Source organism: Bradyrhizobium genomosp. I (2014), from assembly GCF_000261685.1.
Taxonomy (GTDB): domain Bacteria; phylum Pseudomonadota; class Alphaproteobacteria; order Rhizobiales; family Xanthobacteraceae; genus Bradyrhizobium.
Genome location: NZ_AJQE01000164.1, coordinates 1 through 26,982 on the forward strand (window position 1 = coordinate 1; position 26,982 = coordinate 26,982).

General features: G+C 64.7%; 22 protein-coding genes. 7 read left to right on the forward strand and 15 right to left on the reverse strand.

Translation table 11 applies throughout. The annotated features are described in order from the left end of the window. A partial coding sequence (locus tag IC50_RS15605) for an MFS transporter (protein WP_035706146.1) occupies positions 1-1,239 on the forward strand: 1,239 nt, incomplete at its 5' end. Here IC50_RS15605 and IC50_RS15610 read toward each other — a convergent pair. The 3 genes from IC50_RS15610 to IC50_RS15620 form a co-directional block, all read right to left on the reverse strand. Then, the gene (locus tag IC50_RS15610; RefSeq protein WP_244429595.1) at positions 1,236-2,612 is read right to left on the reverse strand and encodes a carbohydrate porin; all 1,377 of its coding nucleotides are present in this window, start codon (positions 2,610-2,612) and stop codon (positions 1,236-1,238) included. The two genes, IC50_RS15605 and IC50_RS15610, sit on opposite strands and share 4 nt — an antisense overlap. Before the next feature lie 37 nt (positions 2,613-2,649). Then, positions 2,650-3,666, reverse strand: a complete 1,017-nt coding sequence (locus tag IC50_RS15615; RefSeq protein ID WP_035706152.1) for a transporter — start codon at positions 3,664-3,666, stop codon at positions 2,650-2,652. Between the two features lie 110 nt (positions 3,667-3,776). Continuing rightward, the gene (locus IC50_RS15620; protein ID WP_035706156.1) at positions 3,777-4,556 is read right to left on the reverse strand and encodes an acetoacetate decarboxylase; all 780 of its coding nucleotides are present in this window, start codon (positions 4,554-4,556) and stop codon (positions 3,777-3,779) included. 231 nt (positions 4,557-4,787) lie between these two features. Here IC50_RS15620 and IC50_RS15625 point away from each other — a divergent pair, with 231 nt between their 5' ends. Continuing rightward, positions 4,788-5,963 (forward strand): patatin-like phospholipase family protein, encoded by a 1,176-nt coding sequence (locus tag IC50_RS15625; RefSeq protein ID WP_035706160.1) that lies wholly within the window; start codon positions 4,788-4,790, stop codon positions 5,961-5,963. A 1,126-nt stretch (positions 5,964-7,089) separates the two neighbouring features. Here IC50_RS15625 and IC50_RS15635 read toward each other — a convergent pair. The 3 genes from IC50_RS15635 to IC50_RS15645 are packed head-to-tail and all read right to left on the reverse strand — an operon-like array spanning position 7,090 to position 9,743. Then, positions 7,090-7,743 carry a TadE/TadG family type IV pilus assembly protein gene (locus tag IC50_RS15635; protein WP_035706166.1) on the reverse strand — a complete coding sequence of 218 codons (654 nt, stop codon included), beginning with the start codon at positions 7,741-7,743 and terminating at the stop codon, positions 7,090-7,092. After that, positions 7,743-8,303, reverse strand: coding sequence for a TadE/TadG family type IV pilus assembly protein (locus tag IC50_RS15640; RefSeq protein WP_035706169.1), 561 nt, complete (start codon positions 8,301-8,303; stop codon positions 7,743-7,745). Before IC50_RS15640 ends, IC50_RS15635 begins: the two co-directional genes overlap by 1 nt. A gap of 12 nt (positions 8,304-8,315) precedes the next feature. Continuing rightward, positions 8,316-9,743 carry a TadE/TadG family type IV pilus assembly protein gene (locus tag IC50_RS15645; RefSeq protein WP_035706236.1) on the reverse strand — a complete coding sequence of 476 codons (1,428 nt, stop codon included), beginning with the start codon at positions 9,741-9,743 and terminating at the stop codon, positions 8,316-8,318. Between the two features lie 499 nt (positions 9,744-10,242). Between IC50_RS15645 and IC50_RS15650 the strand changes: the two genes are divergently transcribed. Next, positions 10,243-11,715, forward strand: coding sequence for an FAD-binding oxidoreductase (locus IC50_RS15650; protein ID WP_035706172.1), 1,473 nt, complete (start codon positions 10,243-10,245; stop codon positions 11,713-11,715). Between the two features lie 74 nt (positions 11,716-11,789). On the opposite strand, the gene IC50_RS42485 is transcribed toward IC50_RS15650, so the two are convergent. The 4 genes from IC50_RS42485 to IC50_RS15670 all read right to left on the reverse strand — a co-directional run bounded on the left by IC50_RS42485 (position 11,790) and on the right by IC50_RS15670 (position 17,073). Continuing rightward, positions 11,790-12,383 carry a hypothetical protein gene (locus tag IC50_RS42485; RefSeq protein ID WP_035706177.1) on the reverse strand — a complete coding sequence of 198 codons (594 nt, stop codon included), beginning with the start codon at positions 12,381-12,383 and terminating at the stop codon, positions 11,790-11,792. A gap of 251 nt (positions 12,384-12,634) precedes the next feature. Then, positions 12,635-14,332 (reverse strand): GMC family oxidoreductase, encoded by a 1,698-nt coding sequence (locus IC50_RS15660; protein WP_035706180.1) that lies wholly within the window; start codon positions 14,330-14,332, stop codon positions 12,635-12,637. Between the two features lie 277 nt (positions 14,333-14,609). Beyond that, complete coding sequence (locus IC50_RS15665; RefSeq protein WP_035706183.1) at positions 14,610-16,169, reverse strand: acyl-CoA carboxylase subunit beta; 1,560 nt, start codon at positions 16,167-16,169, stop codon at positions 14,610-14,612. Next, on the reverse strand, positions 16,099-17,073 hold the full coding sequence (locus IC50_RS15670) for an IclR family transcriptional regulator (protein ID WP_035706186.1): 975 nt from the start codon (positions 17,071-17,073) through the stop codon (positions 16,099-16,101). Before IC50_RS15670 ends, IC50_RS15665 begins: the two co-directional genes overlap by 71 nt. 93 nt (positions 17,074-17,166) lie before the next feature. Between IC50_RS15670 and IC50_RS15675 the strand changes: the two genes are divergently transcribed. The 4 genes from IC50_RS15675 to glsA all read left to right on the forward strand — a co-directional run bounded on the left by IC50_RS15675 (position 17,167) and on the right by glsA (position 22,723). Further along, complete coding sequence (locus IC50_RS15675; RefSeq protein ID WP_035706189.1) at positions 17,167-17,388, forward strand: acetyl-CoA carboxylase biotin carboxyl carrier protein subunit; 222 nt, start codon at positions 17,167-17,169, stop codon at positions 17,386-17,388. Between the two features lie 162 nt (positions 17,389-17,550). Then, complete coding sequence (locus IC50_RS15680) at positions 17,551-18,717, forward strand: TAXI family TRAP transporter solute-binding subunit (protein WP_035706191.1); 1,167 nt, start codon at positions 17,551-17,553, stop codon at positions 18,715-18,717. A gap of 61 nt (positions 18,718-18,778) precedes the next feature. Next, entirely contained in the window at positions 18,779-20,854 is a 2,076-nt protein-coding gene (locus IC50_RS15685) for a TRAP transporter permease (RefSeq protein ID WP_035706194.1), read from the forward strand. A 21-nt stretch (positions 20,855-20,875) separates the two neighbouring features. Next, on the forward strand, positions 20,876-22,723 hold the full coding sequence (gene glsA / locus IC50_RS15690) for a glutaminase A (RefSeq protein WP_035706196.1): 1,848 nt from the start codon (positions 20,876-20,878) through the stop codon (positions 22,721-22,723). Between the two features lie 53 nt (positions 22,724-22,776). Here the strand turns inward: glsA and IC50_RS15695 are convergent, their stop codons facing one another. The 5 genes from IC50_RS15695 to IC50_RS15715 form a co-directional block, all read right to left on the reverse strand. Further along, on the reverse strand, positions 22,777-23,079 hold the full coding sequence (locus tag IC50_RS15695) for a nucleoside triphosphate pyrophosphohydrolase family protein (RefSeq protein WP_035706239.1): 303 nt from the start codon (positions 23,077-23,079) through the stop codon (positions 22,777-22,779). Between the two features lie 26 nt (positions 23,080-23,105). Continuing rightward, a complete protein-coding gene (locus IC50_RS15700) occupies positions 23,106-23,633 on the reverse strand; it encodes a carboxymuconolactone decarboxylase family protein (protein ID WP_035706199.1) in 528 nt (175 codons plus the stop codon). A 484-nt stretch (positions 23,634-24,117) separates the two neighbouring features. Beyond that, the gene (locus tag IC50_RS15705) at positions 24,118-24,477 is read right to left on the reverse strand and encodes a Zn-ribbon domain-containing OB-fold protein (protein WP_035706203.1); all 360 of its coding nucleotides are present in this window, start codon (positions 24,475-24,477) and stop codon (positions 24,118-24,120) included. After that, complete coding sequence (locus IC50_RS15710; RefSeq protein WP_035706206.1) at positions 24,474-25,610, reverse strand: thiolase family protein; 1,137 nt, start codon at positions 25,608-25,610, stop codon at positions 24,474-24,476. The genes IC50_RS15705 and IC50_RS15710 overlap by 4 nt, the downstream gene beginning before the upstream one ends. Before the next feature lie 142 nt (positions 25,611-25,752). Next, positions 25,753-26,952, reverse strand: a complete 1,200-nt coding sequence (locus IC50_RS15715) for a CaiB/BaiF CoA transferase family protein (RefSeq protein ID WP_035706209.1) — start codon at positions 26,950-26,952, stop codon at positions 25,753-25,755. Between the last annotated feature and the right edge of the window lie 30 nt (positions 26,953-26,982).

Genomic DNA, 26,982 nt, shown 5'->3' on the forward strand with positions numbered 1-26,982 from the left:
GGCTGGGTGATGGTCGGCGTGACCTTCCTCGCCGCGCTGATCAGCGCCGGCACGGTCGGCGCGCCCGGCGTGTTCATCGTGCCGCTTCAGAAGGAGTTCGGCTGGAGCACGGCGGAGATCTCCTCCGCGCTGTCGATCCGCTTCATCCTGTTCGGGCTGATGGCGCCGTTCGCGGCCGCCCTGCTCAACCGCTATGGCCTGCGCAACGTCACGCTCGCCGCCCAGCTGATCGTGGTCTCGGCGCTCGTGCTCTCGCTCGGCATGACCGAGGTCTGGCAGCTCGTCGCCCTGTGGGGGGTGGTGATCGGGATCGGCACCGGCATGACCGCGCTGGTGCTGGGCGCGACCATTGCCACGCGCTGGTTCGCAGCAAGACGCGGCCTCGTCGTCGGCATCATGACCGCGAGCGTCGCCACCGGCCAGCTCGTGTTCCTGCCGCTGCTGGCAAGCCTCACCGAACGCTATGGCTGGCGGCTCGCGCTCGGTTTCGTCTGTGTCATGCTCGGCGTTTCCGCACTGGCCGTGCTGCTCGCGATGCGCGACCGTCCCAGCGATGTCGGCCTGCGGCCGTTCGGCGACGAGGGCTCCACACCCCAGCCCGCACCGCCGGTGAGTCACGGCTCGATCACGGGCGTTGCGCTCGGCACGCTGCGCGATGCCTCGAAGTCGACTGCGTTCTGGATCCTGTTCGCGACCTTCTTCGTCTGCGGCGCTTCGACCAACGGCCTCGTCCAGGTGCACCTGATCCCGATGTGCCTCGATTTCGGCATCCCGCAGGTGCAGGCCGCGAGCCTGCTCGCCGCGATGGGCATCTTCGACTTCTTCGGCACGATCATGTCGGGCTGGCTGTCGGACCGCTACGACAATCGCTGGCTCCTGTTCTGGTACTACGGCCTGCGCGGGCTCTCGCTGATCTTCCTGCCCTTCAGCGATTTCTCGTTCTACGGCCTCTCCGTCTTCGCGATGTTTTATGGTCTCGACTGGATCGCCACGGTGCCGCCGACGGTGCGCCTCACCGCGCAGAAATTCGGGCCCGAGCGCGCCAATCTGGTGTTCGGCTGGATCTTCGCCGGCCATCAGCTCGGCGCAGGCACGGCCGCGTTCGGAGCCGGTTTCTCGCGGACGGTCTATCAGAGCTACCTGCCGGCGTTCTTCATCGCCGGCGCGCTCTGCGTGTTCGCTGCCCTGATCGTGCTGGCACTGTCCCGGCAGCCGAAACTCCAGCCGGCGACGGCCTAATACCTGATCGTGGTGGTGACGCCGAACACGGCGGCGTCACCGATCCGCGAGACTCCGGTCGGATCGTTCGGATTCGGGATGCCGCCGGAGGGACGGAACACATACTGGAAGTACGGCGCGACCAGCCAGCCCGGCTTGATGTGCGCCTCGTAGATCGTCTCGATCAGGGTCTCGTTGCTGCGCACCGGACTCCGGATGCCGGCGAAGGCCTGCGTGTCGAGATCGAGATTGCGCGCGGTGTTCGATATCCGCATATAGACCATCGCCACCCCGAAGCGGTCGAGCGGCCGGCCCGGCGTGAAGCCGACGAAGCCGATGCCGCCGTCTATGTACAGATCGATCAGATTGCGGTCCGGCGGGCTGTAGGCGATGCGGCCGAACGCCGTGACGCCCGGGAGCGAGGCCGAGGTGCTGGTCTCGGTCACCTCCGGCGGGCGATAGAGCACCTGCTCGATCACGGCGAAGATGCCGTAATTGCCGCGAAGTTTCGCCGGGATGCCGCTGCCGCCGGGATCCGCGATCGAGAAGCCCTCCGCAGTCAAGCGCTGGCTGTCGAACGAGCCATAGTGCTTCCATACGCCCGGCGTGAAATTGCCGGCGAGCGGGCGGTCGCCGACATCGATATCGTAGTTGAAGCGGACCTGTCCGATGAACCAGGGCGGATCGTTGACGCGGAAGGCCAGACCATGATGGTCGCGCAGCTGCGGATCGATATCGCCCGGCCCCGACGGATCCCCATTGAACACCGCGCCATAGGCGGTGACCCTGTCCGTCAACACAGCCTTGATGCGGATTCCGGGCACCGCGATCGGCGGCGCCGGGCCGCCGGCCGGGAGGTTGCTCGCCTTGATGGCCGGCCAGCCGAAGGTGCCGTTGACGAAGAGATCGTCGGTCTGGCTGTCGAAGAACTCGACGTCGGCCGCCTGCTGGCCTGCCCTGATGTTCAGGCGATCATTGAAGAAGCTCTGCTCGACATAGGCGTTGTAGAGCCGCTGATCGGGCAGCGCCTCGATCTCGCTGATGGTGGCGAGGTTCTGGACGTTGTTGCGGGAGAGTCCGCGGCCGTAGATCACGAAGGCATTGGCGTAGAAGCGGCCGCCGGTCCAGCCGACCAGCTTGTCGAGATCGGCATCGACCGAGAGGTCGAGGCGTCCGAAATGGATGGCGCCGCGCTTCACGCCACCCGTGGCGTTGGCGATATTGTCCGCGATATAGATCGCACCGAAATTCAGGCCCTTGTCGGCGAGGCCGTCATGCCACTCGTTGAACCATTTCGGGAACAGCCATGCAGCCGCGCTCTCATCCTTGGCGCCGGCAAATGCACTGGTGCTCCCCGCCGTGCACGCCAGCGCAATCGTGGCCGCGCGTCGCAACGGAGCTCTCTCGGCAAGCCAACTCACGATCGATACGCTACTTGAAGATGCCCGCCCGCCGCATGAAGAGGTAGGCCGCAGCAACCGAGGAAGCCATCAGCACCGCCGCCCAGAGGAATCCAGTCTCGACTTCGGTGAGCGGCAGGCCCTTGGTGTTCATGCCGAAGATGCCGGTGATCAGCGTCGGCGGCAGCAGCAGCGAGGTCACGATCGAGAGCGTATGGAGGTGGCGGTTGCTTTCCTCCTCGTTCTTGAAGCGCAGCTCCTCCTCGAGCAGCCGGCTGCGCTCGCGCAGCTCGACGATGTCGTGATCGAGGCCGTCGAGCCGCTGCGCCAGCTTGCCGGCGCGGATGCGCAACGCCGGCGACAGGTGATCGGTGTCCTTCTGGTCGAGGCGGTGGAACAGCACGCGCAGGCCGGTGAGCTGCCGATGCAACCTGACACAGGTCCGGCGCAGCCGGCCGAGATTGCGGCGCATCTCCGGCCTCGCATCGTCGGCGAGGATGCGTTCCTCGATGTCGTCGATCTCCTGCCCGAGCGTGTCGGCCATCCTGTCGAGCGTGTCGGCGACCTCGTCGACGATCTTCTCCAGGAGATGGGCGACATTGTCGACGCGGTAGCCACCTTCGAGCACGCGGCGCGTCGCATCCGCCGAGCAGAGCGCCTGATGGCGGCCGCTGACCAGGAGGCGCTCGGTCATGGCAAAGTGCAGGAACGCGGTCTCCTCCGTTGGACTGCCGATCTCGCGCACGAGGTCGGAGAACACGCCATAGACGCAGTGATCGATGACGTGAAGCTGCTGGAAGGTATCGTTCGACAGCAATAGCTCGCGCGCCAGCTGTGGCAGTTGTGATGCCGCGATCCACGGCCGAACGCGCGCGTCGGTCAGATTGAAATGCAGCCAGAGACGGCCGTCATGACTGAACTCGATCGGCCGGTCGATCGGGAGCGCCTCGGCGCTGCCGTCGCTGTGCAGGCGGAACGCCCAGACGAGGCCGGGAATGGCGGGGTCAGTGTTCGACAGCGCGCTGACAAGCTTCGCCGGCTCAACCATGGCCAACCCCAACCATCAACAGATGCCTCGTATCCGGAGGATGGCTGACGGCATCTTCCGGACCCACGCGGGTACTCAATTACGCCAGTGTTACAGTTTGATGATGGACCCTACTCCGCGGCCAGGCCGGTCGCGGCGGCCTCGGCTTCCCTGATGTAGTCATGGACGACGCGACCGAACGGCAGCGTCAGGTCGGCGATGTAATGATGCGCGCCGAGGCAGCGGCGGACCGGGAAATCCGCAACCGGCGCATTCACGTGCGGCACCAGATGCAATCGGCCGGGTCCCATCCAGGAGCCCCTCGGCACGATGTCGGTGAGGTTGATGGCCACGAGCTGGCAGACTTCGAGGCGGCCGTCGACCCCTGGGATCATCTTCAGATTGATCTGCGTCTTCGACAGCGTGGCGCGGGTGAGATCGTCGTTGCCGGCCATGCTCTCGTGCTTGTAGCCCATGGTGCCCATCGCGACGAGCTGGCCGGCATATTCCAGCGTGCCTGTCAGCGTATCCTTGACGATCTCGAGTTTTGGATGTGCGTACTTCTTCGGAAAGCCCCAGATCTCGCGGCCCGCCGCGATCGGCGGATCGTCGTCCAGGTACATCTGGGAGACGAAGTTGACCTCCTCGCCGTTGAGGCGTGCGGGAATGACGAGACCGGACTCGGTGTAGCTGCCGAAGCCGGAGGAATCCGGCATCTTGATCCATTCGTAATGCACGATCGGTTGGTCGATCGGCTCCAGCGGCTCGGGCAGTCCGGCGCGGATCAGCGCCGGATCGGTCTCGTAGGTGATGACCAGGAATTCGCGGTTGACGAAGCGATAGGGCCCGGCGGGATAGCTCGGTCCGGCCGCCGGCATGGACGGAAGTCTCAGCACGTCTTCCCTGCGCATCGCTGGTCTCCTCTGGCGACGTCGGTGATGCCCGCCCGGCAGCCTCGGGCCGTCGATGCGAATTGCTAGCCGGCCTCATTGACTGCGATGTGATGGATTTCCGTCAGGCGCATGACCCGCGGCCATTCCGTTGCAGCCATCGTGCATGCAGCCGATGCATCGGCAGCACCCCTTGTCATCACGCCGTCACCGCGGGACGCAATCGTTTGAGAGTACGCAGGGAGGCACAGCATGGACGCCCGCACGTCGCAACCGATGCATTCGACACATCAGCCGCCCGCGCGGGGCTGGCGTCCCGAGCGCTGCGACCGGGTCGCGCTGGTGCTGCAAGGCGGCGGCGCGCTCGGCGCCTACCAGGCCGGCGTCTACCAGGCGCTGCACGAGGCCGGCATCGAGCCGGACTGGGCCTGCGGCGTCTCGATCGGCGCGATCAACTCCGCCATCATCGCCGGCAACAGGCCAGAGAAGCGGCTGGATGCGCTGCGCATCTTCTGGGAGCGCATCACCAACCGCAAGATCTGGCACTACACGCCCGATGGCGACGTCTTCCGCCAGTGGCGCAACCTCACCAGCGCGTGGATGACGTCGGCGCTGGGCCAGCCCGGCTTCTTCACCCCGCACCAGGTCAATCCCTGGCTCAGCCCGGTCGGCGCGCGAACCGCGACCAGCTACTACGATACGATGCCGCTCAAGGAGAGCCTGCTCGAGCTGGTCGACTTCGATCTCATCAACGAGAAGAAGGTCCGCTTCGCGGTCGGCGCGGTGAACGTGCTCTCTGGCAATTTCATCTATTTCGACAACGCCCATGACGAGATCGAGCCGGAGCACGTCATGGCTTCCGGCGCCCTGCCCCCGGCGCTGCCGATGGTGCGGATCGGCACCGATCATTTCTGGGACGGCGGCATCGTCTCCAACACGCCGCTCCAGCATCTGCTCGACCAGGAGGATTCGCTCAATTCGCTGGTGTTCCAGGTCGACCTGTTCAGCGCGCGGGGCATGCTGCCGCGCTCCATCCAGGACGTGATGGCCCGCCACAAGGACATCATGTACTCCTCGCGCACGCGCCATAATACCGACGTCTATCGCCGCACGCACAATCTCAAGGTCCTGCTCTACAAGGCGCTGGCGAAGCTGCCGGACGAGCAGCTCTCCGAGGAGGAGCGCAAGCTCAAGGCGAGCCTGCGCAACATGCCGGAGATCGCGATCCTGCATCTGATCTACCAGCAGAAGGCCTATGAGGGCGACGCCAAGGATCACGAATTCTCGGGCACCTCGATGCGCGAGCACTGGACGAGCGGCTATGAAGACACCAAGCGCACCCTGAAGCGCCGCGACTGGATAAAGATGCCGGAGCAAGGCATGGGCCTCGTGGTGCGCGACGTGCACCGGGAGACGGAGAGCGCGTAGCTCCATCCTCCTCGTCATTGCGAGTGCCGCTCGCAATGACGATGTGGAAACAGTTTCGCGCCAAACTCCGCTCTCGTGCCCCGGACGCTGCGCAGCACGAAGTGATGCGCTGCAGAGCCGGGGCCTATGTTGCAGCACGTGCTGTAGCCCGTTGGGTCCCGGCTCTGCGCAGCAGCGCAAGAACGCTGCAGCGCGTCCGGGACACGAGAGGGATGCGCGTCATAGCCACGCAATCCGTCATTGCGAGGAGCGAAGCGACGAAGCAATCCAGACTGCCTCCGCGGAGAGATTCTGGATTGCTTCGCTTCCGCTCGCAATGACGGAGCAAGTTGCACCGTGGCGATTGCCCAACTGACACTTGATCTGCAGACACGGCCTCGCATTCTCGCGACTCATTTCGCCCGAGCTTTGCTCTCTTCGTTGCCCCATCTCGCAAGAAAGGGCGCAGGGAAGGCCGGGCGCGGCTGGCACCCGCGGTCCCGTGTGCGAGCAAGACGCGCACGGGGTGGACTACAGGTGCAGCCGAGCGACCGGCCTTCCCTGCGCGGATGGTCTTACGGCTTATGTCGCGCTCTCCCCGGGGAGCGATGCACTATTGCCCCCGTCGCCTCGCGGATGGCTGACGTGCGCGCCCGGTCGGGCAACACACATCACCGCAAGACTTGACGCACAGACCCCGGTCGTCAGGACCACACGATTTTGCCGTCCGCGCACATCCCCGCTCCTGTCCCCGATGGCTGGCGTGCGCTCACCTTCGAGGCCGAACGAGGACGCTGTCGACGCCGTGTCGTACCGCGCCTGCTGCTGCTCACGGAGATTCCCGCCCTGCAGCTTGCCCAGCGCGCCGACGCCGTCGCGGCCACCGCACCCTGCCCGCGTCTCGTGACGATCGCGAAACGCCCCTTGTGGCGGGCGGGATGCGCAGATATCTACGACAAATCCGAATTCTTGTAAAGCGAATTTTAAGACGTCATGCGGCGGCGCGATGGCCAGGCGGCCGCTATTCGACATTCTCCCGGCCATTCGCCCCTGTCCGCCGGCATCGGAACCCCAAGAGCATGGTCAGCAGGCGCTGACGATATTGACGCCATGGCCCGCGGCCGGGTGCCGCGGCTGTGATTGATGATCAGCAGCTCTTCTGCTGCAAATGCTGCACGCAGGTGCAGGTCGCCGTCGCCGGATATTTCACGTCATAGTAGGGAAAGCTCGACGTGGCCGGGCTGTTGGTCGAGCAGCGCGGGAACAGGTAGTAGCTGTCGGACAGCTTGACGGTGCCGGCGATGGTGAAGCCGAGGTTGGGCGTGTAGTCATAGGACACCTCGCTCAGGATGAGGGAGATGTTGGCGTTGCTGGTACCGCTCGGCGCGGTAAAGGACGACAAGGTCATCTGCTCACCAACGGTTCGTGCGCCCGACGAGCTCGTCGACTTGCTCCATTGCACCGTCGCCTTGCCATTGCTGTCGGTCGAGACCTCCGAGACCGTGATCGTCATCAGGGAAGAGCTGCCATTCTTGATGGGATATGGGGCCATGATGGCCGTCGCGGCCGCGAGAATGCCGTCCATCTGGGTCGAGGTGACGGCCGTGTTCTGCGTGATCATGTCGGCGACACTGTGCGCGGTCGCGCTGACCTTGACGTTCATGGCCAGCCCGTTGCCGAGCTCGACGCCGCCGACATAGAGCACCAGCATGAACGGGGTCACGATGGCGAACTCCGTCGCTGCAACGGCGCGGACGTCGGTCAACAGCTGCCGCGCGCGAGACGTCAGGGCGGAGATCATCAGGTGGCTCCTGGCTCGTTCTGGAACGCGGCGGACGACATGATCAGCCGGTTGCCGTTGGAAAGGTTCGAGAGGTTGAAACCGAGCGGCCCGAGGACCACCGGCCACTCGTACATCACGCGGAGAACGACGATGTCGCCGGCATTGCCCGGATCGTATTGCCAGACATTGCTGACCTTGCCCGAGCCGTCGTAGGTCAGGGTGGGCATCGCCGTGTTCGCGGATGTCCACGCGGTCGCCACCTGCACGTCCACCATCAGGCCGCTGCAATTGAACAGGATCACGATCTGATCGCAGACCTTCTGCTTGAAGGCCGCCTGCGACATCTGCGCGGACTGAACCTGTCCGGTCATGACGAGGCGCGCCGACTGGCGCACGATGGTTTCGAGCGTCTGCTGGGCGAAGAAGACGAGAAAGGTCTGGATCAGTGCGATGAGGAGGGCGAGGAACGGCGCGGCGACCAGCGCGAATTCGACCGCCGTGGCGCCCCTGCTGTCCCGCGCGAAAGCGGCGCAGCGATTGCGGCGCCTCTTTTTCGTTGCACTACCCGGTCCAGTCATGGCGGCTCTTCTCTACTGCACGAGGCTGGCCGTGCTGGACGCAACCTTGATGAAGAGGTTGGTCAGCGCCGCGGAAATGTCGCCACCGGTCTGAACACTCGCGTACAGACCCGGCGAGGCGCATGATTGCAGCCTCTGCGCGATCTGGCCCGTGGATGAGGACGGATTGTTGAATTGCGCGATGCGGCTGTTGTACCAGCTGTCGCTCGGAAGTTGCAGATACTCGGTATAGAGAACCGCGATGCGAATGCCGCGGTTCTTGATCGTCGTGCAGACCGTCGTGTTCAGCGGCTGCTGGCAGCGCACGGTCGTGCTGCTGCCGGTCGGGAGCGGATAGGTGGCATTGGGGTCGCAGGTCCCAGGCTTCGGCATCAGCTTGTCTTCGACACCGTCGGTGACGAGGAAGACCACCTCCTGCGGAGTATCGCCCGCCTGGTTGGTGCCGGTGCCCGGCGCCGGCATCACCGCGTTGACGCCCGTGAGCCCGCCCGAGATGTCCGTGCCGTAGTCAGTGCTGTAGACGCAGTTGCCCTTGCTGTCGGTAACGATGCAGTTCTGGTGGTCGACCGTCATCAGCTGAATGTTGGCGATCTTCGTGCCGGCGGTGGTCGGGGTGGTCAGCGTCTGGATCGTATTCAGGCCGTAGTCGAAGGTATAGATGGCGGCCTTGTAGGCGGTGTTGTTGAGCGCCGACATGCACTGCATGACGCCGCCCGAAACACCCGACTGCGGGCACGACCAGGGCCCCACGAGCAATTGTTTGACGGCATTGGTCACGAGATCGATACGCAGCGCGATGTTGTTGTTGCGCGCGATCGTGAGGTTATCCTTGGTCGAGGATGTTGCGCCGCTGTCCTTTTGCGGGTTCGTCTCGTGACACGCGAACGCGCAGTTCTTCGAACCCGAAGGCTGGTTCTTCGTGGCCGTGATCATGTTGTTGATGTCGGTCTGCGTCGCAGCAATCGCCATTGACGGCGAGTCGTCCAGCAACAGGTAGAAATTCATGTTGGGCGCGCTGGACGCCTTCGCCGTCGCCGAACCGGCCACCTGCCAGGTCTGCTTGCCGAGCACGCCGGGAAAATTGTTCACGGACTGCGCGGTGTAGGAAACCGTGATGCTCCGCGCGAGACCGGAATCCGTGACCGTGATCGTCGGCGTCGGCACGGCCGCCAGACCGGGAAGATTCGCCTTCGCGGCAAAGACGGCGGCCGCAGTCGCCTCGACGACGGCCTTGTCGGTCTGCGTCAGCATCGCAGGCCTCACGGCCGCAATCGCGGCCGCGTCGGCGGCTGCGTTCAATTGCTCGCGCTTGCGCAAGGCCAGCGTGTAGTCGAGCGTCATGCCCAGGAGAAAGATGATAGGAACCATCGTCAGCGCGAAAATGACGGCGACGTTGGCCTTCCGATCTCTCGCGAAACAGAGCACTACGCGGCGGAGCATGACCTTCATCCTGAATGCCGCCGTTGCGGCAAAAACACTTCCCTGAAATCTCGTGATGGGGGAGGCCGCAGCGTTCTTGCTGCCGATCGCCCGCGCGTCGCAGGCCGGAATATGGATATGGCCTTCTTAATCAACACTTACGGGCACTCCACAAACATGGACTGCAGCAAAGTGAGATGTGTCGCATCGAGAAAGAATCATTAACGCCGCCTAAACGCGATCGCAGAGATCGACGGTTAACGGAATCATCCGCGGGGTACCGGCGGGTACACGACGTGCACCGGCAGACGAAGGGCGCGTCAGGCGCGCCTGGGGGGCGGCTCAAACAAGACCGCCGAAAACGACCCCATGAACGGTGGTCGACGCAAGAAGCGCCCTGCTCGCCAGGCTTTCCGGGCCAAGAACCATATTGCCGTTAGACTCCACGGCGCAAACGTGGACAATACCCCAAACGCACGTTACGTGCGCAGTGCACACCAAGATGCGCCAGGGGAAGCAAATGCCGGCTGCCGGTCCGTCCGAACCCATCATTCCAACCGCTCCGCTGACCGCCCAAATGCGCGATTCGCTGCGCGCGATCGTCGGCGAGAAGGGCCTGATCGAGGACGAGTACGGCAAGCAGCCGTTCGTGACGGATTGGCGCGGACTGCTGGTTGGACGTGCCGGAGCCGTCGTTCGTCCCGGCAGCACCGAGGAAGTCTCGAAAGTGGTCCGGCTCTGCCATCGGCACGGCGTCGCGATCGTGCCGCAGGGTGGCAACACCGGTCTGATGGGCGGGGCCACGCCCTGGCCTGCGCACACCGGCATCGTGCTGTCGCTGGGCCGCATGAACCGCGTGCTGGATGTCGATCCCGTCGGCTACGCGATGACGGTCGAGGCCGGCTGTGTGCTGCAGACGCTTCAGGAGACAGCGGCCGAACACGACAGATTCCTGCCGCTCAGCCTTGGCGCCCAGGGCTCGTGCATGATCGGCGGCAACCTCTCGACCAACGCCGGCGGCGTGCAGGTGCTGCGCTATGGCAATGCCCGCAACCTCGTCCTGGGGCTCGAAGTCGTCCTGCCCAACGGCGAGGTCTGGGATGGATTGCGCGCGCTCAAGAAGGACAACACCGGTTACGACCTCAAGCACCTCTTCATGGGCGCCGAAGGCACGCTGGGCATCATCACCAAGGCCGTGCTCAAGCTATGGCCGGCGCCGAAGGACGTCTGCACCGCATGGCTGGCGATCCGGGATCCACGCGCAGCGCTGGAGATCCTGTCCGAAGCCCATGCCGCGTCCGAGGACAATGTCGGCTCCTGCGAGCTGATGAGCCGCAGCGCGATCGACATGGTGCTGCGCCATATTCCCGGCACCCAGGATCCGCTCAGGGCGGACTCCCCGTGGTATCTCCTGCTGGAATGGTCGTCCGCGCGGGCACGCCGGGACGGGACCGAGGGCATGTCCGAGAAGCTGGAGCAGTTTCTCGCCGATCAGCTCGAGGCCGGTCGTGTGCTCGATGCCGCGATCGCTCATACGGTCAGCCAGTCGCGCAACATGTGGCGGATTCGGGAGGATGTCGCCGAGGCGTCCCGCGCCGAAGGACCTGGGCTGAGCTACGACGTGTCGGTGGCCATTTCCCGGATACCGGAGTTCATCGACAAGGGGACAAAGGCCGTGCTCGACATTCTCCCGAGCATCAGGCCCTACCCGCTCGGACATATCGGCGACGGCAATCTGCATTTCTCGTTCATGGGGCCGGTCGGCATGGATCAGCAGACGCTGGCCCAATACAAGGGCGCGATCACGCGGGCCGTGAACGATCTCATCACGTCGATGGGCGGCTCGATCTCGGCGGAGCACGGCATCGGCATCGACAAGCTCGACGAGCTCAGCCACTACCGGTCGAAGACCGAACTCGACATCATGCGCACCATCAAGCGGGCGCTCGATCCGCAGAACATCATGAATCCCGGCAAGGTGCTGCGACTGTGATCGGCGCTGCGCGGACGGGTGGCAAAGATGTTGCGACCCGTCCGCGGTCTTGTCGAGAGCGGCGTCCGCTGTCCTCAAGCCGTCGAACCGCCGCGCGGGTTGACGATCGTATACCCCCGCAATGAACGCGCATGGATTCGCGTCGAGTGCCCGCCCGAATTGGCGTCATAGGCCAGCCAGACGTCGCCTCCGAGATGCTGCTCCAGGACGAAGACGTGTCCTCGTCGCGCAGCAACCATTCCCGGTGCGGGCGATGTCCGCGGAAAGCGCAGCCAGTTCGCCGCAAGGTTCAATTCCGGCACGATACGGCCGAACACGCGCAGGGCCGCGCCGCAGCCGCAGAAGGACGAAGGGCAACCGGCCGGACGGCCCCCGACAATGCGAGCGCCGGAGACACTGGAGACGGTCGCCGGCGCGGCGGTGCCCCCAGCATCGGTCACTGTCAGTTGCGTCGAGCGATAGGCTTGTAGTGAGGACCTGGAAATCAGAGAAGATCTGGTCGCTGGTGAGGATCTGGAAGTCCGCTCGCGTCGCGTCTGCGAATACGAGAAGTCGCAAGGCATGGTGACATTGCATTCAGGGGCTTGATGAATACGATAGGGTCGAGCTTCCGAAGCGACACAACCAAAAACAACGAAAAGGCACGCAGAAAATACTCGCTTGAACATTGCAGGACTCCAAATGAGAGGCCCTGCCCCGGTCACCGAGAAATCAATAACAGTTTGGCTGAAATGGGCCTAAAGAGCGGCTGAAAATGGCTGCATCGCGCCCACGACCTGCAATCGTCAAATAGACTACGCGTAGCGGCTGAGACGATTAACTCGCAGCGCACGAATGCCCGCCCAGCGGGTCAAGCTTGCGGCATGCAATCAAGTCGGATTCGCGTTTTGAGCCTTGCGAAGGCAGAACCCGCTGCCGCTCACTGCATCATCGCGGCAGCGATCTTCTCCGCCGACATCAGGACCGGGAAGTTGGTGTTGGCGCAGGGCACCACCGGGAAAATCGAGGCGTCGACGACGCGTAGGCCCTGAATGCCATTGACCCGGCCCTGATTGTCGACCACCGCCATCGGATCGTCGGCCCGGCCCATGCGGCATGAGCAGGAGGCGTGCCAGACGCCGATGGTCGCCTTGCGGACGAAGGCTTCCAGCGCGTCGTCGTCGGTCATCACCTGGTCGAAGGTGAAACCTTCGACCACGAAATTGTCGATCATGTAGTGACGCAGCGCCGCCGGCCCGTCCATCAGGGTCGCGGCGATCTTGGTGAGGATCCTGTTCCTGGTGTTGACCACGCCGATCTTGCGGACCTTGTCGGTGTAGGCGGCCGGGAACGGCTTGTCCGTCACCGCCTTGACCACCTCGCTCATCTGCACCGCGGCCATGTTGCGGAAGCCGCTCATCAGGCGATCGAGATCGCGCCGGTCGGACAACAGATTGAACTCGACGATCGGCTCGGCGGACGGATCACGCGAGGCGAGCTTGACCTGGCCGGTCTCCGAATAGGTCTTGTTGACGAAGGTCAGAAGCGAGCCGATCTGCTCGCCGACCGCATGCCAGGCCGACTTCGAGAGCAGGACGACGAACATGTCGCCCTTCGGCACATCAGGCAGCCCCGACGAGTAGCGCAGGCCCAGCTGCATGTGGCGCCTGGTGTGCTCGTTCATGCGCGCGCCGCGGCGGACGAAGGACGACAGCGAGATCGAGGGATGATCCATCAGGCGCTGCCCGACGCCCGGCAGTCCCATCAACACGGGAATGCCCATATCCTTTAGGTGGCCGACCGGCCCGATGCCGGCACGCAAGAGATGCGCCGGCGAATGGATCGCACCGCTGGAGAGGATGATCTCCCGGCCGCGGAATTCCTGCTCGCGTCCATCGACGACAGCTTTCACGCCGACGCAGCGCGTGCCTTCGAACAGCAGCTCCTGCACTTGCGTGTTGGTGGAGATGGTGAGGTTGGTACGCTTGCGGGTGTCGCGATCAAGATAGCCCATTGCGGCCGAGACGCGCTGCTCGGCCTGGTTTGAATGCGTCACCGGGAAAAAGCCGTCGACGAACTCGCCGTTCTGGTCCGGCAGGAATTTGTGACCGGCCTGCTGGAAGGCTTGCGCGAACGCCTCTGAATGCCGCGTCCAATGCTCCCGGGGGATGCGACGGACCGGAATCCGGCCGTCCTTGCCGTGGTACGGCCCGTCGAAGTCCAGGTCGCGTTCGACCTTCTTGAAGAAGGGCAGCACGTCATTCCAGTTCCACCCCTCGGCGCCGCGCGCCTCCCATTCGTCGTAGTCGGTCGGCGCGCCGCGATTGGCCATCTGGCCGTTGATCGACGAGCCGCCGCCAAGCACACGCGCCTGTTCGTATTTGCGCAACGGGGGACGCGATTCGTTCGGATTGTTATGGCTGACGACCTGCGTCGTGACCTTGAGCTCGGTCCAGTGAAAGCGGGGATCGAAATAGGCCGTGCCCGGATAGCTGTCCCTGATCTCGGCCGGCTCGTTGCCCGGTGGGGTGTCCTGCCCGGCCTCGCACAGCAGGACCTTGTTGGCGCTTCTGGCGGAGAGCCGGTGGGCCAGCACGGACCCCGCCGAGCCGCCGCCCACGATGATGAAGTCGTACACGATTGGCGCTTCCTGTTGTTCTTGTTTAGCGAGCTTAGCTCGTTATCGATTGACCATGGAAGGATTTTGGATTGCATCCACGCCAACCTTCTCTCCTGTCCCGGACGCGCTGCAACGCCTCAGGCGTTGCGGCGCTGAGCCGGGACCCAGGCGAGTCCGAGTTCGCTGTTGGATGGGCCCCGGCTCTGCAGCGCACCGCTGCCGGACGATGCGTCGCATCGCCGCGGAAGCGCTGCGCTGCGTCCGGGGCACGAGCTTCACGGCTGGCACAAGGATGCTACGGCCTGATCGTCATGTTCTCCGGCGGCCCCGGCTTGCGCAAGGGCTCCGCCAGCCGGGCGAACTCGCATAGCAGCGACCGCGTCTTCCTGGGATCGATGATCTCCTCGACCCAGAACTTCTCGGCCGAGCGGAACGGCGAGCGCAGCTTGTTGAGGCGCTCCTCGATCTCCTTCAGCTTGCCCGCCTTGTCCTCGGCCGCGTCGATGTCGGCGCGGTAGGCGGCTTCGATGCCGCCTTCGAGCGGCAGCGAGCCCCAATAGGCCGACGGCCAAGCGTAGCGGATCGAGAAACGGTCGGCCGGCTGATGCACCACGCCGGCGACGCCGAAGGCGTTGCGCAGGATCACGGTGCACCAGGGCACGGTGGTCTGGTTGACCGCGGCCATGACGCGGACGCCGTGGCGGATGGTGGCCGCCTTCTCGGCATCGAGGCCGATCATGAAGCCGGGGCAGTCCATGAGATAGACGATCGGCAGATGGAAGGTTTCCGCGAAGTCGACCCAGCGCACCACCTTCTGGCAGGCATCGGCCGTCCAGGAGCCGCCATAGTGGAAGCTGTCGCTGGCCAGCAGCAACACCGCCCTGCCCTCGAGCCGCGCGAGGCCGACGATAACAGGCTTGCCGAAATTCCTGGAGACCTCGAAGAACGAGTCCTTGTCGACGACGGACTCGATGATGGGCCGCATCTTGTAGACCTGCTTGCGGTTGCGCGGCACCGCATTCATCAGCGCCTCGTCGCTGCGTTCGGGATCGTCGCTGCAGGGCAAGGTCGGCGGCAGCTCGTAGACCGATGACGGCAGATAAGAGAGGAAACGCCGCGCGCAGGCGAATGCCTCCTCCTCGGTGTCGACCGCATGATCGATCGCGCCGGCGCGGGTCTGGATGTCGGCGCCGCCGAGCTCCTCCTTCGTGAGGTCCTGCCCCAGCGCCTTCACCACCGGCGGGCCAGCGACGAACATCGCGGACTTACGGGTCATGATGGAATAGTGGCTGGCGGCAAGACGCGCGGCACCCAGGCCCGCTACCGAGCCGAGACCGAGTGCGACCACCGGCACGCGCGACAAATTTTCCGTCGTGAAACGATACCAACGCGTGCCGCCGATGCCGCCCGGCAAATTCGCCGCGCCCTTGGTCTCGATGGTCTTGACCGAGCCGCCGCCGCCGGAGCCCTCGATGATGCGGATGATGGGCAGGCGAAAGTCGTGCGCCATCTCCTCCGCCATCAGCGGCTTTGCGGAGATCGACGCATCGGCCGAGCCGCCGCGCACCGTGAAATCGTCGCCGACCACGACCACGGTGCGGCCGTCGACACGCGCACGGCCGAACACGCAGTTCGCCGGCGTCAATTTCTGCAGCTCGCCGCTGGAATCGTACTCGCCGATGCCGGAGACGGCACCGATCTCGTGAAAGCTGCCTTTGTCGATCAGCTTGTCGATACGCTCCCGAACAGTCAGCCGGCCCTGGTCATGCTGTCGCTTGACCTTGTCAACGCCGCCCATCTCCCGCGCGAAGGCTTCGCGCCGGGCGAGCTCGTCGAGTTCCGGCTTCCAGTTCATTCACTCCCTCCGAATTGATCGGCTTGTTATTGTTGTGCACGGCCATGGCGACCGGCCTGCGCGAGATGCGGTTGTTGAAGGCGTCGCCTTCCGCGCCTTCCATCAGGCTGCCGAGCGAGCGGCCAAGCTCGAGCATCAGCGGGGCGACTTCGTCATGCAGACGCTGCTCGTCATACATCGCGGACAGAAGGCCGATCGTGATGACCACGAAGGTCTGGTATTGCGGCGACCAGATCGGCACCGCGAGGCCGTTGATGTGCGGACTCCACAAGCCGCAGGCCGTGACGTAGCCGCGCTCATGCAGCGATTGCCGGTTGGCCTCGATGCGAGGCCTCAGGATCTTGGCGGCCTCGGGCGCTTCCCGTTCCATGTCGGCGACGAAGGCATCGCCGACCTCGGGCGCCAGGGCCGCGGTGTAGGCCGCGCCCGCGGCGGTCGAAGCCATCGAGATGCGGCTGCCGGTGCCCTCGTGCAGGCCGAGCGCGGTCGCCGAGCGCGCGAACTGGAGATAGACGAGATGGAAGCGATCGGGAACGACGAAGCCGACGGTGCCCGGCAGTTGCTCGGCAACTTCCTGGAGCCGTTGCCGGATCATGCTGCGCAGCTGCGCGCCCTTCATCATCGAGGCGCTCATCGCCACCGCGCTCGGGCCGATGCGATATTTCTGATCGCGCGGCAGATAGACGAGCTGGCCCATGCGGGTCAGCGTGTGCGTGAGCCGCGACACGGTCGAGCGCGGCAGCCCGCAGCGGTTCGAAATCTCGAGATTGCCGAGCCTGCTATCGTGGCCCTCGAAGCATCGCAACACGTCGAACGCGCGCGAGACCACCTGGATGACATCACCCTCACCGGCATCGCCAGCGAGCATGCCTTGCCTACTCAACCGCTCCGATCGTCGTCCCATGTTTCCTACCGCCTGTTCCGCTCTGCGGAATTAAATTCCACTTGCAGACGACGCTACCTCAGGCATTTTGCGACGACAACAAAAAGGGATGGCATGCCAGAAATTAAGATCATCACGGAGGTCGCGGGACGCATCTGCGCAACTCCCGTGCAAGTTGGAGGAACCGTCGCCGATGGCGATGAAATTGTGGTCGTCGAAGCGATGAAGATGGAGATCCCGGTGTCCTCGCCCGCGAGCGGCACCATCACATCGCTGCTCGTCAAGCTCGACGACGTCGTTGCCGAAGGACAAGCGATCGCGATTGTCGCGAACTGACCCTCTCCGTCATTCCGCGACAATCTGTCAGTCTCATTCCCGCATGCACGGTACCGCGTTGCCATCGCCTGATGGCGGTGACATGATCTGTTGCAAGCAAAACGTTGTTTCAAACAAAGAAAGAAAATCTTCGCGGCAAAGCGAGGATCATTGGAGGGAAACATGCTTCGTGGGCTGCTCGTGCTCGCGCCTGCCTTGGTGGCGGGCATTTCTTTTGCGTCTACACGCTATTCGTTCGCCGAAGACATCAAGCTGCCGGCGACATTGACGTTCACCGCCTACGACACCGGCACCGCCGGCTTCAACATCGCGGTCGGCGTCGGCAAGATGATGAAGGACAAGTACGGCACCGACGTGCGCGTGCTCCCCGCGGGCAACGACGTCGCCCGCCTCGCGCCACTGCGCGCCAAGCGCGCGGCGTCCGCAGCGATGGGATCCGGCACCTATTTCGCGCAGGAAGGTGTGTTCGAGTTCGGAGCGAAGGAGTGGGGCCCGCAGCCGCTCCAGATCCTGCTCTCGACCGTCGACTGCAATTGCGGCTCGCTCGGCGTCGCCGCCGACACCGGCGTGAAGGAGCTGAAAGACCTCAAGGGCAAGCGTGTCGGCTTCGTGGTCGGCTCGCCGGCGCTGAACCAGAACTCGCTCGCGGTGCTGGCCTTCGCCGGGCTGACGCAAAAGGACGTCAAGGCCGTCGAGTTCGCCAGCTACGGCGCGATGTGGAAGGGCCTGATCAACAACGACGTCGATGCCGCCTTCGGCACCACCATCACCGGCCCCGCCAAGGAAGCCGAGACCTCGCCGCGCGGGCTGATCTGGCCGCCGCTGCCCGCCAAGGACAAGGAGGGCTGGGCGCGAATGCAGAAGGTCGGCTCGTTCTTCTTCCCGCAGCTTGCGACCTGCGGCGCCGGCATCTCGCCGGAGAAGCCGGTCGAGCTCGGCAACTATCCCTATCCGATCTTCGTCGCCTATGCCTCGCAACCGGCCGACCAGGTCTATGCGGTGACCAAAGCCATGATCGTGAACTACGACGCCTACAAGGACTCCGCCCCCGGCGCCGGCGGGCTAGCCGCCGACCGCCAGACCAAGAACTGGGTGGTGCCTGTGCATCCCGGCGCCGTGAAGGCGCTGAAGGAAGCCGGCCAATGGAGCGATGCGCAGGAGGCGCACAACAACAAGCTGATCAAGCGCCAGGAGGTACTGGCAGCCGCGTGGGCCGATTACGGCAAATCCAGTCCGCCGTCCGACGACAAGGCTTTCCTCGACGGCTGGATGAAGGCGCGCGCCGCGGCGCTTGCCAAGGCCGGCATGCCCAACGGGTTCGAAGAATAGAAGGTGGTGATACCAGCGCCCATTGCACCAGCCAGCGTTCAATAGCCCACGCGCGGGATCGATGATGTCTTCTTCCACCTCCACCGCCCCGCAAGACGAAGCCAGGCGGGTCGTGTTCGACGATCCGCATGGCGCCGCCGGCAACATGCAGGAAGCCGAGGTGACGCGCGTTCGCACCCTGCGCGGCGCCTGGCGCTGGACTCTGGTCGCAGCGACCGCGGCGACGATCCTGCTGTGCATCAACCAGCAATTCTCGCTGCGCTTCTTCATCGGCTACACGCAGCTCAACACGGAGTATTTCTACCTCCTGATCGCGTTGATGCTGCCGTTCACCTTCCTGATCTTTCCGGGTACTGCGCGCGCGCCGCTCGACCGCATTCCCTGGTATGACCTGCTGCTCTTCGTCGCGACCTTCGCCGCGGCGCTGCTGCTGATGTCGAACGTGCGCAAGGCGGCGGAGGCCGGCTGGGAATTCGGCGGCGCACCGAACAGCGTGATCGCCGCCGGCCTCGTGATGTGGGCGATGCTTATGGAGGCGCTGCGCCGCACCGGTGGCTGGAGCCTGCTGCTCAGCGTCCTGCCCTTCACCGTCTATCCCCTGTTCGCCGAAGCCGGCTGGCTCGGGCCGTTCCGCGGCACGCAATCGACGCTGGAGCAGGCGACGGCCTATCACGTGCTCTCCGGCGAGAGCCTGCTCGGCATTCCCATTCAGGCTTTCGCCGACACCGTGATCGGCTTCCTCGTGTTCGGCACCGCGCTGATGATGACCGGGGCCGGAAAATTCTTCATCAACCTCGCCTTCGCGCTGTGCGGCACCTTCCGCGGCGGCGCTGCAAAAGTCTGCATCTTTGCCAGCGGCCTGCTCGGCATGATGTCCGGATCGATCATCTCCAACGTGCTCACCGCCGGCACCATGACCATCCCTGTCATGAAGAAGAGCGGCTTCCGCGCCTCCTATGCGGGGGCGATCGAGGCCTGCGCCTCGACCGGCGCGGTGCTGGCGCCGCCGGTGATGGGCGCCACCGCTTTCGTGATCGCGCAATTCCTCAACGTCAGCTACGCCGACGTCGCACTCGCTGCGATCATTCCGGCCGTGCTCTACTATATCGGCCTGTTCATGCAGGTCGATGCCTATGCCGCCCGCCACGGGCTTAAGGGGATTCCGCGTGCCGAGCTGCCGCGGATCATGGATACGATCAAGGACGGCTGGTACTACGTCTTCGTCATCGCGCTTCTGATCGTGATGCTGCTCTACTTCAAGCGCGAGAGCCACGCGCCGTTCTATGCGACCGCGCTATTGCTGGTTCTCAACCAGTTCTTCTCCAAGGACACGCGCTGGACGCTGGCGACGATCAGCCGATTCCTGGAAGTGAACGGGCGCACCTTCGTCGAGCTCGTCGGCATCCTAGCCGGCTGCGGTCTCCTGATCGGCGCATTCTCGATGACGGGCGTCGTCTCGAGCCTTGCCAACGACCTCTTGCATATTGCCGGCGACAGTCCCTTCCTGCTGCTCGGCATGTGTGCGCTCACCAGCCTCATTCTCGGGCTCGGGCTGACGACGACGGCCTGCTACATCTTCCTCGCCATCCTGGTCGCGCCCGCGCTGGAGAAGCTCGGGCTCAACCGCATGGCGGTGCACATGTTCATCTTCTACTGGGGCATGCTGTCGTCGATCACGCCACCGGTCGCGATCGCCTCGTTCGCGGCCGCGGGCATCGCCGGCTCGCCGGCGATGAAGACCGGCTGGGAATCGATGTGGGTCGGCAGCATCATCTATTTCCTGCCGTTCTTCTTCGTGCTCAATCCGGCGCTGGTGCTGCAGGGGCCGAGCCCCTATCTCGCCGGCCTCGGCCTGATGGGCCTCGCCGCCTTCGGCACATTGTTCATCTGCGGCGGCATCCAGGGGTATCAACCATTCGTCGGCAATCTGCGCGGCGCCGGGGCGCTGGAATGGCCGATCCGCGTGCTGCTGGTGATCGGCGGCTTCGTGGTGGCGACCCCCGGCGGCGGAATCATGCCGCTGTCGCAGATGCAGGTGACGTTGCTCGGCCTTGGGATCCTGCTGCCGACGATCCTGATCGCGCTTGTCCTGGTCCGACGCCAGCCTGTGATGCCGGACGGGTTGCGCGTGCCTTAATTGCGTTGCACAAGTGCGGCGATGAAGCCGCACCTGCCCGCCGCCTCGGCCTGGACCCGATCGAAACCGCCTTTGCTGCGGTTTCTGGACAATTGCCTCAGCGAATTCTCCGCCGAGGCCTCGGGCCATGTCGCGGACTACATTCCGGAGCTGAGCAAGGCCGACCCTGCCTATTTCGGCATCAGCCTGGCGACGCTGGACGGCCATGTCTATGAGGTCGGCGACAGCCGGGTGCCCTTCACCATCCAGTCGATGTCCAAGCCCTTCGTGTTCGCGCTCGCGCTGGACCTGCTCGGCGCCGGCAGGGTCGAGAGCGCGATCGGCGTCGAGCCCTCGGGCGATCCCTTCAACTCGATCCGGCTCAATTCCGAGAACCATCCGTTCAACCCGATGGTCAATGCCGGCGCGATCGCCTGCACCGGGCTGATCTACGGCAGCAAGGGCGTGGCGGCCTTCGAGCAGATCCGCGCCGCGCTCGGCCGCTTTGCCGGACGCGACCTCGCGGTCGACGAGACCGTCTACGCTTCCGAAAGCCAGACCGGCGACCGCAACCGTGCCATCGGCTATCTGCTGAAGACCAACGCGGTCATCTCGGACGACGTCGCCGGCGTCCTCGACGTCTATTTCCGGCAATGCGCCGTGCTGGTCACCGCGCGCGACATCGCGGTGATGGCGGCGACGCTCGCCAATCGCGGCATCAACCCCGTCACGGGCGAGCAGGTGCTGAGCGCTTACGCGATCTCGCGCACGCTCTCGGTGATGACGTCCTCGGGCATGTATGACTATGCCGGCGAGTGGATCTACCGGATCGGCATTCCCGCCAAGAGCGGCGTCGGCGGCGGCATTCTGGCCGCCCTCCCCGCGCGTCTCGGCCTCGGCAGCTATTCGCCGCGCCTCGACAAGCACGGCAACAGCGTGCGCGGCATCAAGGTCTGCGAGGCGCTGTCCTCGCATTACGATCTGCACATGCTCAACCGCAGCGACGATGCGCGCAACGCCGTCATCGCGGACTACGACATCGGCAGGAGCCCCTCGCGCCGCGTGCGCCGCCCGCAGGAGCGCGAGATTCTGGCGGCACATGAGCAGGAGGTGCGAATCATCGAGCTGGTCGGCACGCTGTCGCTGTCGGCGGTCGATTACGTCTCGCGGCGGCTTGCCGGGCGACCGCGGCCGCAATTCGTGATCTTCGATCTCCACCGCGTGACCTCGACCACGCGCGCCGGCGCACGGCTGGTTGCCGAAGCGTTCGAGGAGCTTGCGGCGCTGAACGTGACGGTCGTGCTGTCAGGCGTCAGGCGTGCCTCCAAGGAATGGAACACGTTGCGCGAATGGACCGCCGAGCTCAAGAACGTCCGCGACTTCTACCTGCTCGACACCGCGATCGAATGGGCCGAAGACCAGATCGTGTATCGCTACGGCGGCTCGATCGATTTTCACGAGACCACCGAGCTCGCCGAGCAGCCGCTGCTGGCAGGGCTGAGCGAGGAGGAGCTGACCGATCTGGCCTCGCTCTGCACCATCAGAACCTATCAGTCCGGCGCGAAGATTCTGACGACCGGCGATCCTGCGGATGCCCTGTATTTCCTGCGTAGCGGCGCGGTGCACGTCACCTTGCCCGACGGCGTACGGCTGGCGACGCTCACCGCGGGCATGGCGTTCGGCGAGATGGCACTGCTGGAGGCAACGCGTTCTGCCGACGTGTTCGCCGACATGGCGGCAACCGCATTCGAGGTGCCGCTAAAGGATTTCGAACGCTTTCGCAAGCAGCACCCGCGCGCCAGCGAAAGCATCATGCGCAACCTCGCCCGGCTGCTGGCCGACCGCCTGATCGTCGCCAACGCGAAGGTGGATATTCTGACGTCGACGTGAGCGCTTGACGTTCATCCAGATGAGGTCGTCATGCTCCCGCATCCGCCTCTTGCTCAGCGGCTCGCGGCTTCACTCAGCCGCCGCTTGATCTTCTTTGCGCTCGCTTCGAGCAGTTCGGACGGCTTCTGGCCGGTCGCGGCGCAGAGGCAGGCCCAGTAGTAGATGACGTCGCCGAGTTCATCAACGAGACCCGCCTTGTCGAGCCAATCATCGCGCAAGAGCTTCTTGATGTGATCGGCGACCTCGCCGGCTTCGCCGGCAAGGCCGAGGCCGAGATAGGACAGCCGCTCGTTGGACGGACGCTCGTCGACTTTCGCAATGCTCGCGGCCCAGGCCGCATATTCATCGATCGTCATCGGCATTCCCCGCCGCTTGCGTCGATCTAGCCCACCACTTCGGTGACGGGCTGGAGATCGATCTCGAAGGTCTCCAGGAATTTGGAGGTCATGATGTAGAAGCCGACCGAGAGCTGCAATTCGACCAGCGCGGCCGGCGTCAGCTTTGATGCGATCGCCTTGAAGGTCGCGTCTGTCGGCTTCTTCAGCTTCACGATCTCGTCGGTGAAGGCGAGCGCGGCGCGCTGCACCTCGTTGAAGCAGGTCGCGGCCTGCCAGTTCTCCAGCGCCTCGTTCTGCGCGTCGGTGACGCCGACATTCTTGCCGATCCGCTTGTGCGCCACGATCTCGTACGGCGCCTCGCACAAGATTCCGGTGCGGGTGATCGCGAGCTCGCGGACGATGGGATCGAGTTCACCCTTGTGCCTGATGGCGCCCCCCAAGCGGCAGTACTGCTCGAAATAGCTCGGCGAGTGCGCCATCATGCGGAAGATGTTGGCATGACGGTTCTTGTCCAGTATTTCGCGGGTGCGGTCGGATGCCTTGGACGGGTCGCTGTAGTCAATGCGGGCCATGATTTTCCTGAAGTTTTCCCTGAGCTTTTGATGTTTTTTGTCGTCGTGGGGATAAGCTCCCAAAGACTTTATTCGCGCGCGGACGCAGGAGCAACATCATCGAGTCAAATTGCCGCCGCATTGCTGATCGACCCTGCGACAGTCGATATTCGCCGCGTGGGGACAAATCGCGGTGAATACTCGCAAGTGGGGTGTTCCGAGTAAAACAATTGGCCATTGGGTGCGCTAGCCGCGCAACGATGAGTCACGCCCAAGTCTAGGGAGAGAACGGCATGAAGGAAGCCACCAAGGGGGCGGCCTCGGGAGCGCTCGCGCACATGCTGGCGGTGACGGCGATGCTCGTCATCGCCAGCATCTTGTTCTACGGGCGTTGAGTTAAGCGTTTCAGTGCTTTCGTCATTCCGGGGTGGCCCTCGCACAGGCCAGGCCCAGAATACCCGTTCCAGGCTCGGTCCCTTGGACCGCCCCCGAATGACGAATCCCTCTACGTGCCCTTCGTGAAGAACGGCACCAGCTTTCCCGCGAACGTTTTGAAGCTCGCGACGACCGAATCGCCGATGGCGAGATCGTTCGCGCCGTGCGCCATCATGCGAAAACCCTCGGCGCAATCGACGAGCAGGATGTTGTAGGGCACGTGGGCGCGCGTCTCGGGCGTGGCGGCGCGGCAGACCAGCGAGGTCGCGTAGACCCTGCCCTTGCCGCTGGCGCGCTGCTCGCGCGGATCGGGTGCGCCGCAGGCCGCGCAGAAGGCGCGATGGAAATACTGCACGTGGCCGCAAGCGCCACAGGTCTGGAACGTGATCGCCTCTTCGCCCTTGGTCCAGTCCGCCAGACGTTCGCTCATCGCACCTGCTCCAGGAACATGCTGACGTGAGACGACAGCACGCCGCCATCGCCGTGCAGCAGCGCAATGGACGCATCGCGCACCTGGCGATTGGCCGCCCGACCCGTCATCTGCAAATGCGCCTCGACCAGATGCGCCATGGCGCCGCCGACGCCGCAATGGCCGTAGCTGAGCAGGCCGCCATGGGTGTTGAGCGGCATGGCGCCGTCGCGGCTGAAATGACCGGCGCGGACCCGCGCGGCCGCCTCGCCGCGGCCGGCAAGCCCGAGATCTTCCAGCAGCATCGCGAGCGTGATGGTGAAGCTGTCGTAGACGGCGGCATAGCGCACGTCGGAGATCGCAAGACCCGTCGCCTCCCTGGCGCGCGCGATCGAGATCTCGGCGCCGAGCTCGCTGAGGCCCGGCGCGGCCGTGACATGCTGATGGGTGTGCGCCTGGGCGCAGCCGCGAATGCGGACACCCGCTTCCCCTGTCCGCTCGCGGCTGATGACGAACGCCGCGCCACCGTCGGAGACGGGGCAGCAGTCGAGCAGCTTGAGCGGCATCGCCACCGGCTTGGAGGCCATGACGTCGGCGACCGAGATGGGATCGTGGAATTGCGCGCCGGGATGGGTGCAGGCGTGCGCGCGCATCAGCACCGCGAACTCGGCGAGGTCCTGTTCGGTCACGCCATATTCGTGCATGTAGCGCGTAGCGACGAGGCCGTAATAGGCGGGAATGGTCGGGCCGAGCGGCACCTCGTAGTCGGGATGGCCGACCTGCGCCAGCGCCTGGATCGAGGCATCGCGGCTCTGCCCGGTGAGACGGTTCTCGCCGGCGACCACGAGCACGTGGCGAGCGACGCCTGCGTCGACGAGCTGATGCGCGAGCATCGTCATCGCGAGTCCCGTGGCGCCGCCCACCTGCACGGCGTGGGCATAGCTCGGACGAATGCCGAAATGCTCGGCGAAGACGGTGGCCAGCATGATGTGCGGCGAGACGGTGGAGTAGCCGCAGAGGATACCGTCGATGTCCGAGCGTCTCAGCCCGGCATCGTCGAGCGCGGCTTGGGCGGCCTTGCTCATCAGGTCGAGCGAGGACGAGCCTTCGTGCTTGCCGAACGGCGTGAGGCCGACGCCGGTGATGAAGCTCATGCTCTCTCCCCCCTGTCAATCCGGGGCGCGCCGTCAGGCGCGAGCCCGGAATCCATACTCACGATGGTGGTTATGGATTCCGGGCTCGCGACTTCGTCGCGCCCCGGAATGACGGATGAGAGAGTCTTCATATCGTCTCCCCCTATTCCGGCGCCGATCGCGTGACGCCGTCGCGGACCATGGCTGCGATCTGGTCGGAGGAGTAGCCGATCTCGCGCAAGATCTCGGCGCCATGCTCGTTGAGCCGCGGCGCCAGGCGCGCGGGCTCTGCCTCGGTCTCCGACCAGGTCGCCGTCACCTTCATGCTGCGGATCGGCCCTTCCGTCGGATGGGTCACGACCGGGAAGAAATTCGTCGCCTCCAGATGGTCGTCGTGCAGGATCGACGCGAGATCGTGCATCGGCATGACCGGCACATCGGCCTTGGTGAGCAGGTCGATCCATTCCGCCGTGGTGCGCGTCTCGAAGATACGCGCGAGTTCGGCGTAGACCACATCGATGTTGGCGGCGCGGCCGGCGAAGGTCGCAAACCTGGGATCGGCGCGCAGATCGTCACGCCCTGTCGCCTTGAAGAAGTTCTCCCACTGCTTGTCGTTGTAGACGATGACGCTGAGATAGCCGTCCGAGGTCTTGTACGGCCTGCGGTCGCGCGAGAGGTGGCGGGCATAGCCGCCCTTGTCGAGCGGCGGCTCGAAGGTGAGCCCGCCCATGTGATCGCCCATGACGAAACCGGCCATGGTCTCGAACATGGGAATGTCGACGCGCTGGCCGCGCCCGGTGCGGTCGCGGTGCACGAGGCTGGCGCAGATCGCCCCGACGGCGGTGAGACCGACGATGCGATCGACCAGCGCATTCGGCACGTAGCGCGGCACGCCGTCGCCGGTCTGCGCCATCAAGGCCGGCAGCGCGGTGGCGCCCTGGATCAGATCGTCATAGGCCGGTTTTCCGGCGTAGGGCCCGTCCTGACCGAAACCGAACACGCCGGCATAGACGAGGCGCGGGTTGATGGCGGAAACGACATCGTAATCGAGCTGAAGCCGCGCCATGGCCTGCGGACGAACGTTGTAGACGAGCACGTCGGCGTCCTTGAGCAGCCGCAGTACGGCTTCGCGCCCCGAGGGCTTTTTCAGGTCGAGACAGATCGAGCGCTTGCTGCGGTTGGTGTTCAGGAACACTGGGCCCATCCCGGCGTGACGCATCGGCCCGATCAGGCGGGTGACGTCGCCGTCCAGCGATTCCACCTTGATGACGTCGGCACCATAGTCGCCGAGCATCTGGGTCGCATAGGGCCCCATCAGCACGGTGGTCATGTCGATGACCTTGATGCCCTTCAACGGCCCCATCGTTCGCTCCCGATTGCGCGGGGCTCAAGC

What these genes read in the sequence shown, in the direction of transcription:
- IC50_RS15615 (WP_035706152.1), bottom strand. Translation starts at nt 3,666, where the DNA reads ATGGTTGAGCCGGCGAAGCTTGTCAGCGCGCTGTCGAACACTGACCCC.
- IC50_RS15620 (WP_035706156.1), bottom strand. Translation starts at nt 4,556, where the DNA reads ATGCGCAGGGAAGACGTGCTGAGACTTCCGTCCATGCCGGCGGCCGGA.
- IC50_RS15625 (WP_035706160.1), top strand. Translation starts at nt 4,788, where the DNA reads ATGGACGCCCGCACGTCGCAACCGATGCATTCGACACATCAGCCGCCC.
- IC50_RS15635 (WP_035706166.1), bottom strand. Translation starts at nt 7,743, where the DNA reads ATGATCTCCGCCCTGACGTCTCGCGCGCGGCAGCTGTTGACCGACGTC.
- IC50_RS15640 (WP_035706169.1), bottom strand. Translation starts at nt 8,303, where the DNA reads ATGACTGGACCGGGTAGTGCAACGAAAAAGAGGCGCCGCAATCGCTGC.
- IC50_RS15645 (WP_035706236.1), bottom strand. Translation starts at nt 9,743, where the DNA reads ATGCTCCGCCGCGTAGTGCTCTGTTTCGCGAGAGATCGGAAGGCCAAC.
- IC50_RS15650 (WP_035706172.1), top strand. Translation starts at nt 10,243, where the DNA reads ATGCCGGCTGCCGGTCCGTCCGAACCCATCATTCCAACCGCTCCGCTG.
- IC50_RS42485 (WP_035706177.1), bottom strand. Translation starts at nt 12,383, where the DNA reads ATGTTCAAGCGAGTATTTTCTGCGTGCCTTTTCGTTGTTTTTGGTTGT.
- IC50_RS15665 (WP_035706183.1), bottom strand. Translation starts at nt 16,169, where the DNA reads ATGAACTGGAAGCCGGAACTCGACGAGCTCGCCCGGCGCGAAGCCTTC.
- IC50_RS15670 (WP_035706186.1), bottom strand. Translation starts at nt 17,073, where the DNA reads ATGGGACGACGATCGGAGCGGTTGAGTAGGCAAGGCATGCTCGCTGGC.
- IC50_RS15675 (WP_035706189.1), top strand. Translation starts at nt 17,167, where the DNA reads ATGCCAGAAATTAAGATCATCACGGAGGTCGCGGGACGCATCTGCGCA.
- IC50_RS15680 (WP_035706191.1), top strand. Translation starts at nt 17,551, where the DNA reads ATGCTTCGTGGGCTGCTCGTGCTCGCGCCTGCCTTGGTGGCGGGCATT.
- IC50_RS15685 (WP_035706194.1), top strand. Translation starts at nt 18,779, where the DNA reads ATGATGTCTTCTTCCACCTCCACCGCCCCGCAAGACGAAGCCAGGCGG.
- glsA (WP_035706196.1), top strand. Translation starts at nt 20,876, where the DNA reads ATGAAGCCGCACCTGCCCGCCGCCTCGGCCTGGACCCGATCGAAACCG.
- IC50_RS15695 (WP_035706239.1), bottom strand. Translation starts at nt 23,079, where the DNA reads ATGACGATCGATGAATATGCGGCCTGGGCCGCGAGCATTGCGAAAGTC.
- IC50_RS15700 (WP_035706199.1), bottom strand. Translation starts at nt 23,633, where the DNA reads ATGGCCCGCATTGACTACAGCGACCCGTCCAAGGCATCCGACCGCACC.
- IC50_RS15705 (WP_035706203.1), bottom strand. Translation starts at nt 24,477, where the DNA reads ATGAGCGAACGTCTGGCGGACTGGACCAAGGGCGAAGAGGCGATCACG.
- IC50_RS15710 (WP_035706206.1), bottom strand. Translation starts at nt 25,610, where the DNA reads ATGAGCTTCATCACCGGCGTCGGCCTCACGCCGTTCGGCAAGCACGAA.
- IC50_RS15715 (WP_035706209.1), bottom strand. Translation starts at nt 26,952, where the DNA reads ATGGGGCCGTTGAAGGGCATCAAGGTCATCGACATGACCACCGTGCTG.